We start from the raw sequence: 12,002 nt of genomic DNA, 5'->3' as shown, positions 1-12,002 counted from the left end.
AAGCGGCGCTCCACCCAGTACAGGCGCTACATATGTACTCGCGTCAGTAATCCACCGAACGCACCAGGAAAGGATACTGGTAACCGGCAGCCTGTTTTTGCGCACTGAACTGGCGAAAATCCAGGCCGTAATCGGCTTCGTCCTGCAGTTGGAGCCAGCGGCGCGCCCTTTGAGGGCCGATCATCTGCAGCACCGGCACCTGATACTCATGTCTCCTATCCTCGGTGATCGGCAGGTGCAGGGCGTCATCGTGCAGTAACACCATGGCCCAGCCGCCGAGGGAAAAGTGCCCGCCCATGAGCACACTCAGGCGCCCGTCGATACGGGCCTGCAACGCCGCCGGCGAGCTGTTGACGGCGCTCAGCAACACATCCTTGCCCGGCACGCGCCCGGATTCCTCCAGCGCCTGCATGGCGCCAAAAGCCATTTCGTCGTTGGCCGACCACACCAGCTCGACCTTAGGGTAGCGCTGTAACAGCTGCCGGGCCTGTTCGTAGGCCCGCTCCTGGCCCCAACCGCCGTACACCACCTGGCGCAGGCGCACCTCGGGGTGCTCGGCCAGCGCGCGGCGCATGCCCTGCTCGCGTAGCTGCGAGGCCGGCGTGGTCTTGAGCCCGGAAAACGCCAGCAGCTCCAGCGGCCGGGTCACCCCCGGCTGGGCGCGCAGGGCAATCAGCGCCTTGAGCATCTGGTAGCCGGCCTGCTCGTCATTGCCCACCAGTGTGCCGAGCAAGGGCGGGTATTTGTCCGGGTGGTTGTCAATCAGCTCGGCCTGGTCCGGCGTCAGGCCGTTGTTGACCAGGAACAGCTTGACCCCGCTGTCACGGGACAGGCGGATGATCTCCGGGGCGATGTACTGTTCGTTGACCAGCACCAGGTAGTCCGGGCGCTGGCGGCCTTCGAGCACTTCACGGGCCTGGGTCAGCGCCAGCTCCGGCCGGCGTTCGCTGTACTGGATGCGCAACTGCAGGCCGAGGTCGTCGGCAGCGGCCTGCATGAAACGCGAATAACTGACCCAGAAGGTCTCGTTGGAATAGCCCGGATTGAGAAACACCACTGAAGCCGCCTGCGCGCCGGCCACCAGTGGCAGGCTCAGGCAAAGGCTTTGGCACAAGGCCTTGAGCATGCGTTGACGCTCCCGCTATTCAAACCGCTAATTATAACCGCCCGTAGTGGCACATTGGACAAATGCCAGTCAGTCTCACTTAGTCCAAATGGTTCTTTTCATATGCAAAAACTTCACTTTTGCGCATAAACGCAAACTGCTATCTTTCCTCGGCTCCGCATCGGAGTGCGCGGCCGTGCGCGCGATTAGCTGCAAGCAGCTTGAGAACAGGACCCCTATGTACGTATACGACGAGTACGATCAGCGGATCATCGAGGACCGCGTCAAGCAGTTCCGAGATCAGACTAGCCGCTACCTGGCCGGTGAACTGAGCGAAGAAGAGTTCCGCCCCCTGCGCCTGCAAAATGGCCTTTATATCCAACGTTTTGCCCCGATGTTGCGGGTCGCCGTGCCCTATGGCCAGCTGACCTCGCGCCAGACACGGATGCTGGCGAAGATCGCGCGCGACTACGACAAGGGCTACGCCCACATCAGCACCCGGCAGAACGTGCAGTACAACTGGCCAGCCCTGGAAGACATCCCCGAGATCCTGGCCGAGCTTGCCACCGTGCAGATGCACGCGATCCAGACCAGTGGCAACTGCCTGCGCAACGTCACCACCGACCAGTTCGCCGGTGTCGCTGCCGATGAAGTGATCGACCCGCGCCCCTGGTGCGAGATCGTCCGCCAGTGGACTACCTTCCACCCCGAGTTCGCCTACCTGCCGCGCAAGTTCAAGATCGCCATCAACGGCTCGAGCAGCGACCGCGCGGCCATCGAAGTGCACGATATTGGCCTGGAGCCTGTGTACAACGCAGCCGGCGAACTGGGTTTCCGCGTACTGGTCGGTGGTGGCCTGGGCCGTACCCCGGTGGTCGGTGCCTTCATCAACGAGTTCCTGCCCTGGCAAGACCTGCTCAGCTACCTGGACGCGATCCTGCGGGTGTACAACCGCTACGGCCGTCGCGACAACAAGTACAAGGCGCGGATCAAGATCCTGGTCAAGGCGCTCACCCCTGAAGTGTTCGCCGAGAAGGTCGAGGCCGAGATGGTCCACCTGCGCGGCGGCAGCACCACCCTGACCGAAGCCGAAGTGCACCGCGTGGCCAAGCACTTCGTCGACCCGGACTACAAGGCGCTGGACAACCTCGACTTCAGCGAGCTCGAACAGCAGCACCCCGGCTTTGCCCGCTGGCGCGCGCGCAACGTGCTGGCGCACAAGCAGCCTGGCTACGTCGCCGTCACCCTGTCGCTCAAGCCAACCGGCGTCGCCCCCGGCGACCTCACCGACAAGCAACTGGATGCGGTGGCCGACCTTGCCGAGCGCTACAGTTTCGGCCAACTGCGCACCTCCCATGAGCAGAACATCATCCTCGCCGACGTCGAGCAGAGCCAGTTGCACGCCCTGTGGCTGGAGCTGCGCGAAAACGGCTTTGCCACGCCGAACATCGGCCTGCTGACCGACATCATCTGCTGCCCGGGCGGTGACTTCTGCTCGCTGGCCAACGCCAAGTCGATCCCGATAGCCGAGTCCATCCAGCGCCGCTTCGACGACCTCGACTACCTGTTCGACATCGGCGAGCTGGACCTGAACATCTCCGGCTGCATGAACGCCTGTGGTCACCACCACGTCGGTCATATCGGTATCCTTGGCGTAGACAAGAAAGGCGAAGAGTTCTACCAGGTCTCCCTGGGTGGCAGCGCCAGCCGCGACGCCAGCCTGGGCAAGATCCTCGGCCCTTCCTTTGCCCAGGACGACATGCCGGATGTGATCGAGAAGCTGATCGACGTCTACGTTGAAAAACGCACCGAAGACGAGCGCTTCATCGACACCTACCAACGTATTGGCATCGACCCATTCAAGGAACGCGTCTATGCAGCGAATCATTAAGAACAACCAGATCGTCGACGAAACCTGGCACCTGCTGCCCAAGGATTTCAACATCGACGAGGTGACCAACTGCGACGACTACATCGTGCCGCTGCAGCTGTGGCGTGAACACGGCCATATGCTCAAGGCCCGCGACGGCGGCCTGGGCGTCTGGCTGGACGCCGACGAAGAGGCTGAAGAAATCGGCGAAGTCGCCAACCAGTTCCAGGTCATTGCCCTGAACTTCCCGGCCTTCACCGACGGGCGCAACTACTCCAACGCGCGCCTGCTGCGTGACCGCTACAAGTTCACCGGCGAGCTGCGCGCCATTGGCGACGTATTGCGTGACCAGTTGTTCTACATGAAGCGTTGCGGCTTCGATGCCTTCGCCCTGCGTGCCGACAAGGACCCGGTCGAAGCGCTGAAGAGCCTGCAGGACTTCTCGGTGACCTACCAGGCCGCCACTGACGAACCGCAACCGCTGTTCCGTCGCCGCTGAATGCATCGCGGGGCAAGCCGACTTGCCCCGCGATCAATCTCAAGTACCTGGATCATCCTGCGCCAATGCCGTGCCCTCTGCCGCGCTTCTCGCGGCACGACGCAGCTTGCGGCCTGACGTGGGGCGCTTCGTCGACTCAAGGGCGAGCCAGGCATCCTGGTCTTCATCGGCAAAGGTTTTTTTCTGGCCTACCGGCGACAACGGCCCTGCCGCGTCGGCAAAGCGCCGGGTCATGAGTAAAAAGCCGGTGTGGGCGATCATCCGGTGCTCGGGACGCACCGCCAGCCCTTCAAGATGCCATTCACGAACCATCGACTCCCAGGCTTGGGGCTCAGTGAAGCGCCCGTCTGCGCGAATCGCTTCAGCCGTACGTGACAGCTGGGTCACGGTGGCGACATAGCTGATCCATACACCACCGGGTACCAGCACCTGGGCGACCGCATCAAGACACTCCCAAGGCGCCAGCATGTCGAGTACCACACGATCGATACTGCCCGGTACTTCGTGCTTGAGCACCTGTTCCTGCAAATCACCCAAGGTCATGCGCCAGGCCGGGTGCATCTGCCCAAACAGGCTCTGGACGTTACCGCGAGCGATATCGGCGAACTCCTGGCGGCGCTCGATCGAGTGCAGGTAGCCGTGATCGCCCACCGCACGCAGCAAGGAAATAGACAGCGCCCCCGAACCCACGCCAGCCTCAACCACCCGCGCACCAGGAAAAATATCGGCCATGGTCACGATCTGGCCGGCGTCCTTGGGGTAGACCACCGCCGCACCGCGGGGCATGGATTGGACAAAGTTGCTCAGCAGCGGCCTGAAGACGTGGTACTGCTGGCCTTGGCTGCCGGTGACCCGGGAGCCATCCGGACACCCGATGATCTGGTCATGATCAAGATAGCCTTTGTGGGTGTGAAATTGCCCCCCCGGCGCCAGGCAGATGACATTCAGACGCCCGCGTTCATCACTGAGCTGGACACGCTCCCCAGCACGCATCGGGCCACGTCGCTGGGACGACCCTACCGCTACCTGAGGTGCGGCTTGGGCCGATGGCGAGCAAAAACTGTTCAAAAGGCGTACTCCTCCAGGCTCTTGGAAAAAAATCCGTGTGTCGAGACTGGAGTAGAACCCGGGCAGAGTGTTACGCAGCCGGCATGTGTCACGCCAGTGCTTGTGTAATAGCATGTAAGAACGGCTCCCGCACCCAGCCAGGCACGGGAGCCGGCAGTTAGAGATGGGTAACCTGGTCCGGCACGCTATTCCAGATCGTCGTGGTCAGTGTCTCGATCAGGCGTTGTTCTTCCGCCTTGCGCCGTTGCCCAATGGTTTCTGATCTTTCACGGTACACCTGGTCAGTCATCGTCTGTTTGTCGGCATCCAGCGCCTCCAGCCGGGCAAAGTAAGGCTTGTTGACGGCATCGAATCGGGCCGCATAACGCGCCTTGAGAAACTCGATCCAGAAGTCCCGCCCTGCAATACCCGCCTTCATGAACTCAGGCGTCTCGCCTTCCAGCACCTCGGTAGCAGCGCTGTCCAGTTGCGCGGCGGTGACATTGCCCATGCGTTCGAACAGCATGCTTTGCGGTTGACCCGGCAAGTCCAGGCGCTCGGCCAGCCCGATGCGATACGCCAAACGCACTTCCACATCGTCAACCCGAAGCCCTGCCGCGCGCCGCTCAGCGATATCACCCAAGGCGATCCGCTCTACTGCATCCAGGCGGCTCAAGCCACGGGCGAGGTTAATCAGCGCGTACTCGGCGCCGACCACTGTCCCGGCGCGCTTGGCTTGCTCCAACAGCACCAGCACCTCCAACTGGCTGAACACCAGAATGATGCCATCGCCGCAGGTGTCCACGTGATTGGCAAACTCGAACAACGCGGTACGCGCGCCCTCATAGTCGTTGGCGGCAGCGAGCATGTTCCATACCCGCGCGCGCAGCCCGGGGTAGTCCTGGCTAAAATCGGCGGTACTGCGCAAATCGTTGAGCAGGCGGAAGAACTCACCACTTTGCGGATTTTCAGCCAACGCACTCCAATACCCATTGATCTGCGCCACCCTGGCCGCATCGGCGCCGATCAGCCAATGAGCTGCCGGTGATACCGGTGCTTGCAGGTGCGGCCCGCGCAGGTTCTGCACTACCTGGAAATTCACGCCAGTGCGCTGGTGGTAAGTTTCGAGCCGCTCAAGACTGAATTGATCCAGGAAATTGCCATGCAGGCTGGTGATGCGATTGATCCTCACAATCTGCGGCGAGCTCTGCAATACCGCATCGGGTATATGGCGAATCTGGTTGTTGCGCAGGTCCAGCATAGTCAGGTGCTCAAGCCCGAACACGCCCTCCGGCCAGGTGCTGATTCCGGTACTCCTCAAAGACAGATTGAGCAGCCCCGGCATTGTTCCGACAACAGGTGGCTCGCGCAGCGGGTTGTCGTCCAGAAACAGCAGTTTCAGTTGCGTGAGCCGCCCCAGCACCGCCTGGGTCGCCTCGGTCATTTCCAGGTTGTTATGGCGTACTTGTAGCCGGGTCAGGCCCTGCAGTTCGCCGATTGCCTCGTCCAGCCCGGTCAGGCGGTTGCCGTTGAGGTCGAGCCAGCGCAGCCTGGTGAAAACCTGCACGAAGCTTGCCGGCACTGATCGCAAGCCCATTGCCGAGAGACCCAGGTCGCCAATGTGACTGAAATCCGCCGTCAACGCTGGCAGCACGCCCAGACGCCAGTTGCTCAAGTCCAGACGGTAACCGATAAAGCGCCCGTCACCGGCGTGGACACGGGCAGTTTCCCGGCGCCAGGCCTTTTTGATTTGTTCAACTACCCGAATCAGCGCCGGCGAGTTTGCCGGGGCTACCATCGCACCAAACCCTAAATCCTGCTCCTGGCCGGCCCATTGCTTCAACGTTTCACTCAACTGCCGATACTCTTGCCGACGCTGCTCCAGCGCCTGTGCCTGCTCAACCTCGGTCGCGCCCAGTTCCTGAAGCAAACGCTGCGCCTCTTCCGGCTCCAGGATCGGATACAGGCTGCGGACCTGGCTCAACAGGCTATTGTCGAATCGATTGCCAACCGCGCCACGGCCACTGAGCGGATAGCCGGTACGTCCGTCGGCCAAACGCAACGGCGAGCGTAACCAGGGGCGTACCGGCTGCTGGCCGAGCAAGCGTGAAGCGCGAAGCCGGTCTGCCGAGGCCAACGCTGCCAGCTTCGCCTGCAAGCGATCCCGGTCGCCAATCTGCAGCCCCAGTGACTGGCGTTCATCGTCCGGCAGTGCCCGCAGCAGCGCCGCGGCCATGTCGTCGTTGACCGTCAGTTGGTTACCGTGCTCATCGAAGGCGCTGTAACGCTGGTCTTTGCGCAGCAGGGTTTTGAGTTCGCCGTTCGGCTCGCCAACCGACGCCAGCAGCTCACCATCGAAGTTGTCGGCACGCAATTGCAGATGGACCCTTGCGCTCCAGCCGGGTAATTGATCGAGCAGGCGCAGCATCAGCAGGTCACTGTCCAGGCTGGCCAAACGCGGTTGGTAGATCCCCTCGAACGCCCGGTTCAAGCGCACCTGGCGCTGGTACAGCCGGGCTTCCTCGGCCAGGCGCAGGGGCACCCGGGCAGTGGCTTGCTGCAACGTGCCAAGTTCGGCCGGGGTGGCATGGCTGAGCAGTTCTTCAGCGGCCTGCAGGGGCAGCAAGGGGAAGTCCCGTTGCAGCAGACGCACCTCTGCTTGCGCCTGCTGGGCAGGCGTCGCATAGATGCTTTCGAATATCGCCGCACGCCTGAGCTGCGCCCGCGTTGCCAATGCGTTACGCAGTGCCTGAAGGCGATCAGCAGGTTGCACGTGGGCGCCCAGCAGACGCTTGATGGCCTGTTCATCGAACTGCTGCAGTATGGCTTCGGGCAACTGGTTGGCGTAGAGCTCACTGGTCAGCACCTTGAACGTCGCCACATCAGGCCAGCGGGCCAGGCCGTATGCCGTCGAGTCGCCCCATAACTCGGGGCCGCGAAACACTTCGATCGGCAGGTTCAGCCAGTTGGGCAGTTCGGTGGCCAGGACCACGGCAAAGTCCCGGCCCACGCCGCCCGGCGAGCCGCTGCGCAGGTTGCCGATCCAGGTTTCGAGCTGGCGGTCCAGGCGCAAACGCAGCAGGGTATCGGCCAGCACCGGCGGCAGTGGTTGCTGCGTGGCATAGATGGCGCGCAGGACATCATCGCTGACCCCGCTGATATCGGCCGCCTGCAGCCGCTCGGCATCGCTGAGCCCTTCGGCGGCATGCCCCAGTCGCTGCAACAACTGCAGGCGACTCCAGCCCAGTGGCTGCTCGCCGATCACCCGCCAGGTGCCCTGACCGTTGTGCTCAAGCGCTGGCCGGTATGCCGCTTGGTCCGATGGGTGGAGGATACTCCACTGCCCGGTTTCGGTTGTCGCCACGGCGAAAGTGTCGTCGCCCAGGCGGATGTAGCGTTTGCCCTCGACCAGGTAGTGACCCATGCCATCAGTCTCGATCCCTTGCAGGTCGATGTCCCGGGCGTAGTCGCCCAGCGCAGGCTGCCATAAGCGCAATTGACCATCGGGCAGCCTGACCTTGACCAGGCGATTGATCGCCTCGCTGGATGCAACCGGCTCGAGGGACCTGCCAGCGACGCCCAACCCGGCAATGAAGGCAACATTGAGGCCGACCGATTTAAGGTGCGTCCAGGCCTCGGCCAGCTCCCCAGCCTCCCAGGCGTGGGCACCTTCGACCACCTCGCCGATCAGTTGCGCCGCCGCCACGGCGGCCATCACCGCCCCGAGCGAGGGGACAAAAAACGCCGCAGCATTGAGCAGGTTGAAACCGATCGACTCCCAGTAAGCCAGGCGTTCGCGCCAGGCCTGGTCGTCGGCGTCTGCGCTGGGCACCGCCAGCGTCCGCGCGTCATCTTTGATCTTCTGCAGATGGCGGTCCTGCAGGTAGCCAAACAGTTCCTGGTCGATGAAGGTCTCGCGCACCTGCAGGTTGGCGTCCGGGTTCGGACGCCGCCAGTGCAGGCCATCGCCATCATTGACCAGGTGATACAGCGCCTCCTCCAGCCGTTTCAATACATGTTGCTGCGATTGGTGGGCAACGTAGCCGCGCAACAGCGACTGGTACGCGGGCTTGCGCAGCAGGACCTTCAGGTCGTCAGTGGCGGCCTTGACCGACGGGTACTCCTTGAGCGCCGCACCCGGCGCCCCAGGCAGGTAGAGGATCACCGGCTCAACACGATTGTCGTTGCGCTCAGGCCCAATCACCAGCACATCGGACAGCGGCGCTTCGAACATGCTCAGTTGGCTGCAACGCACGGGCTTACCATTCCAGCGCGGCGCCCGCACGCCACTCAACAGATCGAGCAAGGCCTTACGTCCCTGCTCGCTGATCTGTTGTTTCATGAAGGCGACCTGCAGGTTCACCCTTAACTGATCCTTGTACAGCTCGATTGCCAGGCTACGGCGCAGGGCGCTGCTGGCCGGTGTCTCGAATACTTCGCTCAGGTGCCGCTGGTATTGCCCACCCAGGTTCAGGTCATGGCACATGCGGGCAAACGCCCGGGGTTCGATATCAAGCTTTTGCGTGTACCGATAGCGAAAACGCGGGTAGCCCTGCTCAGTCCCCGGTATCAGTTCAAGAAAGAAAGCGTCCTTGGGCGCCAGTGCAGTGCCGGCTTCAAACTCACTGCCGGCGGCAAAGTTCTGCAAAGCCACCTGCATCAGGCTCTGCCGGCGCGGGACAGTCCTGAGCATTGACCCGAGCAGCACCGATTCGCGGTCGATGCGCACGAACTCGTCATTGTCGATATCAGGCTCAGCCCCAAGCTCGGCCTTGATCTGCGCCTTGAGCAAGGGCTCGCAAAACGCGCCGATGCCTTTGAAGTCTTTCAGTTCACGGGCCAGGCGCTGGCCGGAGTAGCGGCTGCGCTGCTGGTAATCGAGCAGTAGCGTTTGTTCCGCTGCGCTGGCAGTCACAAACCAGTCTTGCTGCTCGCGACCATGCTGCTGCGTCAGCAGGTGCGCGCCCATGCGCTCAAAGTCTTCGGGCATGGCATGGCGAAGCCAGGCCGGCAGGCGTTGCGAAATGAACGGGCCATGCAGGCCGGGAACGGATAGTGAAGAGGGGGTGGTCATGGCAAGTCTCCTATTGGCTTGAATGCCTAGGAGACCTGCCGGCAGCACCGCCAGGGTGCTAATTAATGCTTGTGCGTTGCAGGGCTAGCCGGTCACCACAGCCGGCCACTGAGACGGCTCCAGAGCTTGATCGCCAGGTGCTCAAGCGAGCCACTGGCCGCCAGGCCCACACGCTCCTGCAGGCTTTTGCGCTCGGCAAAGTGCAGGTGATAGAGGTTGGCCTCGCGGGCGCGCTGGCTCAGGTACTCGTCGCTGGTCATCAACTGGTCGACCAGTTGCTTGTTCAGCGCCGCAACACCCAGCCAGACTTCACCGGTGGCGACATCATCAATGTGCAACTGCGGGCGGTAGCGCGAGACAAAATCCTTGAACAACTGGTGGGTGATGTCCAGGTCTTCCTGGAACTTCTCCCGGCCTTTTTCGGTGTTCTCGCCAAACACGGTCACGGTGCGTTTGTATTCACCGGCGGTGAATACCTCGAAGTCAACGTCGTGCTTTTTCAGCAGGCGGTTGACGTTGGGCAGCTGCGCCACCACGCCGATCGAGCCGAGGATGGCAAAGGGTGCGCTGACAATCTTGTCGCCGATGCAGGCCATCATGTAACCGCCACTGGCGGCGACCTTGTCGATGCACACGGTCAGCGGCACGCCGGCCTGGCGGATACGCGCCAGTTGCGAGGCGGCCAGGCCATAGCTGTGAACCATCCCGCCACCGCTTTCAAGGCGCAGCACCACTTCGTCCTGGGCAGTGGCCAGGCTCAGCACCGCGCTGATTTCATGGCGCAGGCTTTCGGTAGCAGAGGCCTTGATGTCGCCGTCAAAGTCGAGGACGAACACCCGGCTTTTGTCTTCGGGCTTTTTCTTCAGCAGTTTGTCGGCCTTGGCCTGCTGCTTGCGCAGGGCTTTGAGCTGGGCCTTGTCCAGCAAGCTGCTTTCCAGGCGCTCGCGCAAGTCCTTGTAGAACTCGTTGAGCTTGTTGACCTGCAACTGACCGCCGCCTTTGCGCCGGCCCTTGCCGCGCAGGCCGGCAATCGCCGAGAGGACAATCAGAATCGCGATCACCAGGGTCGCGGTCTTGGCGAGAAAGCTTGCGTACTCTGCAAGAAACTCCACAGTAACTCCTTAACATGCCGGCGCCCGTGCGGCGCGAACCGATAGTCAAGCATACCGAGGCCGCCGCGCCCCTGCCAGCGCAGGAAATCTTCGGCAACGCAGTTCAAACGCTCTTTTCAAACGCTTGTATGCTTTTTCGTTGACAGCCTGCCAGCGGCAACCTAACCTCGGCTCATCCTTAGCACAGGCGGACGACGTGGGCAGTATCTACCTGATTCGACATGGCCAGGCTTCATTTGGTGCAGACGACTATGACGTCCTCTCGCCCGTGGGCATGCGCCAGAGCGAGGCCCTCGGCGAGCACCTGGCGCAGCTGGGCCTGCGCCTGGACCGCTGCCTGGCCGGCGACCTGCGCCGCCAGCAGGATACCGCGCGCCTGGCCCTGGCCCGCATGCAAGCGGCCGGAGCCGCGGTACCGGCACTGGAAACCGACAATGCCTTCAACGAATTCGACGCCGACGGCGTAATCCGCGGCCTGCTGCCCGGCCTGTTGCCGGACGAGCCCGAAGCCTTGCACGTGCTGCGCAACGCCGCGCAGAACCGAAGCGAGTTCCAGCGCCTGTTCGCCTTGCTGGTGCAGCGCTGGCACGGCGGCGAACACACCTGCGACGGCGCCGAGAGCTGGCAGGGGTTTGTCCAGCGTGTCGACGGCGGCCTGCAGCGGGTGCTGCAACAGGCCGGCAACAGCGACAACATTGCCATTTTCACCTCGGGCGGCACCATCGCCGCCCTGCTCCACCTGGTAACCCGTATCACTGCCGGCCAGGCTTTCGAGCTGAACTGGCAGATCATCAACACCTCGCTCAGCCAACTGAAGTTTCGCGGCCGCGAGGTGGCCCTGGCTTCCTTCAACAGCCAGGCCCATGTGCAGCTGTTGAAGGCGCCGGAGCTCATCACCTACCGATGAACCCCGGCTCGTTGTGACCTCACCCGTCACGCCAATCACTTAATAAGGAACACACCATGAGCGATGTAGCAAAAGCCGTCGAAGCGATGAAAGCCAAGTTCAACCCCGCCGCTGCCGCCGGCCTGGACCTGGTTTTCGGTTTCAACATCACTGACGAAGACAAGCACTACGCCCTCATCGTCAAGGATGGCACCTGCGAAATCCAGGAAGGCGAAAACACCGACGCCAACTGCACCCTGGTCCTGGACAGCGAAACCCTCAAGGGTATCGTCAGCGGCGACACCGACGGCATGCAGGCCTTCATGGGCGGCAAGCTGCGCGTTGAAGGCGACATGATGCTGTCGATGAAACTGAGCGAGCTGTTCCCGGCCTGATCGGCTTGCAGCGA

At 62.4% G+C, this 12,002-nt stretch carries 8 protein-coding genes; 4 read left to right on the top strand and 4 right to left on the bottom strand.

Going from position 1 to position 12,002, the window contains the following annotated elements:
• Positions 1-43: 43 nt before the first annotated feature.
• The gene (locus tag ABIE20_RS00225; protein ID WP_429501745.1) at positions 44-1,126 is read right to left on the bottom strand and encodes an ABC transporter substrate-binding protein; all 1,083 of its coding nucleotides are present in this window, start codon (positions 1,124-1,126) and stop codon (positions 44-46) included.
• A gap of 217 nt (positions 1,127-1,343) precedes the next feature.
• Between ABIE20_RS00225 and ABIE20_RS00220 the strand changes: the two genes are divergently transcribed.
• Both ABIE20_RS00220 and ABIE20_RS00215 read left to right on the top strand, forming a co-directional pair.
• Entirely contained in the window at positions 1,344-2,996 is a 1,653-nt protein-coding gene (locus ABIE20_RS00220) for a nitrite/sulfite reductase (RefSeq protein WP_429501743.1), read from the top strand.
• Positions 2,980-3,474 (top strand): DUF934 domain-containing protein, encoded by a 495-nt coding sequence (locus ABIE20_RS00215; protein WP_045198582.1) that lies wholly within the window; start codon positions 2,980-2,982, stop codon positions 3,472-3,474. Before ABIE20_RS00220 ends, ABIE20_RS00215 begins: the two co-directional genes overlap by 17 nt.
• Before the next feature lie 39 nt (positions 3,475-3,513).
• Here ABIE20_RS00215 and ABIE20_RS00210 read toward each other — a convergent pair whose 3' ends face one another.
• The 3 genes from ABIE20_RS00210 to sohB form a co-directional block, all read right to left on the bottom strand.
• Entirely contained in the window at positions 3,514-4,467 is a 954-nt protein-coding gene (locus ABIE20_RS00210) for a tRNA (adenine-N1)-methyltransferase (RefSeq protein WP_429501740.1), read from the bottom strand.
• A 232-nt stretch (positions 4,468-4,699) separates the two neighbouring features.
• The gene (locus ABIE20_RS00205; protein ID WP_429501738.1) at positions 4,700-9,595 is read right to left on the bottom strand and encodes an NEL-type E3 ubiquitin ligase domain-containing protein; all 4,896 of its coding nucleotides are present in this window, start codon (positions 9,593-9,595) and stop codon (positions 4,700-4,702) included.
• A gap of 92 nt (positions 9,596-9,687) precedes the next feature.
• Positions 9,688-10,707, bottom strand: a complete 1,020-nt coding sequence (gene sohB, locus ABIE20_RS00200; protein ID WP_429501736.1) for a protease SohB — start codon at positions 10,705-10,707, stop codon at positions 9,688-9,690.
• Positions 10,708-10,903: 196 nt separating this feature from the next.
• On the opposite strand from sohB, the gene ABIE20_RS00195 reads away from it, so the two are divergent.
• Together ABIE20_RS00195 and ABIE20_RS00190 are read left to right on the top strand one after the other, a co-directional pair.
• The gene (locus ABIE20_RS00195; protein ID WP_429501734.1) at positions 10,904-11,614 is read left to right on the top strand and encodes a histidine phosphatase family protein; all 711 of its coding nucleotides are present in this window, start codon (positions 10,904-10,906) and stop codon (positions 11,612-11,614) included.
• A 56-nt stretch (positions 11,615-11,670) separates the two neighbouring features.
• Positions 11,671-11,988 (top strand): SCP2 sterol-binding domain-containing protein, encoded by a 318-nt coding sequence (locus ABIE20_RS00190; RefSeq protein ID WP_429501732.1) that lies wholly within the window; start codon positions 11,671-11,673, stop codon positions 11,986-11,988.
• Positions 11,989-12,002 lie beyond the last annotated feature (14 nt).

The organism is Pseudomonas sp. 2835, from assembly GCF_050435905.1.
Classification (GTDB): domain Bacteria; phylum Pseudomonadota; class Gammaproteobacteria; order Pseudomonadales; family Pseudomonadaceae; genus Aquipseudomonas.
This window is presented reverse-complemented; position numbering and strand designations above follow the sequence as displayed.

Bases quoted from the DNA above. Each gene is read 5' to 3' on its own strand.
- ABIE20_RS00215 (WP_045198582.1), top strand. From the start codon at position 2,980: ATGCAGCGAATCATTAAGAACAACCAGATCGTCGACGAAACCTGGCAC.
- ABIE20_RS00225 (WP_429501745.1), bottom strand. From the start codon at position 1,126: ATGCTCAAGGCCTTGTGCCAAAGCCTTTGCCTGAGCCTGCCACTGGTG.
- ABIE20_RS00190 (WP_429501732.1), top strand. From the start codon at position 11,671: ATGAGCGATGTAGCAAAAGCCGTCGAAGCGATGAAAGCCAAGTTCAAC.
- ABIE20_RS00205 (WP_429501738.1), bottom strand. From the start codon at position 9,595: ATGACCACCCCCTCTTCACTATCCGTTCCCGGCCTGCATGGCCCGTTC.
- ABIE20_RS00220 (WP_429501743.1), top strand. From the start codon at position 1,344: ATGTACGTATACGACGAGTACGATCAGCGGATCATCGAGGACCGCGTC.
- ABIE20_RS00210 (WP_429501740.1), bottom strand. From the start codon at position 4,467: ATGCGTGCTGGGGAGCGTGTCCAGCTCAGTGATGAACGCGGGCGTCTG.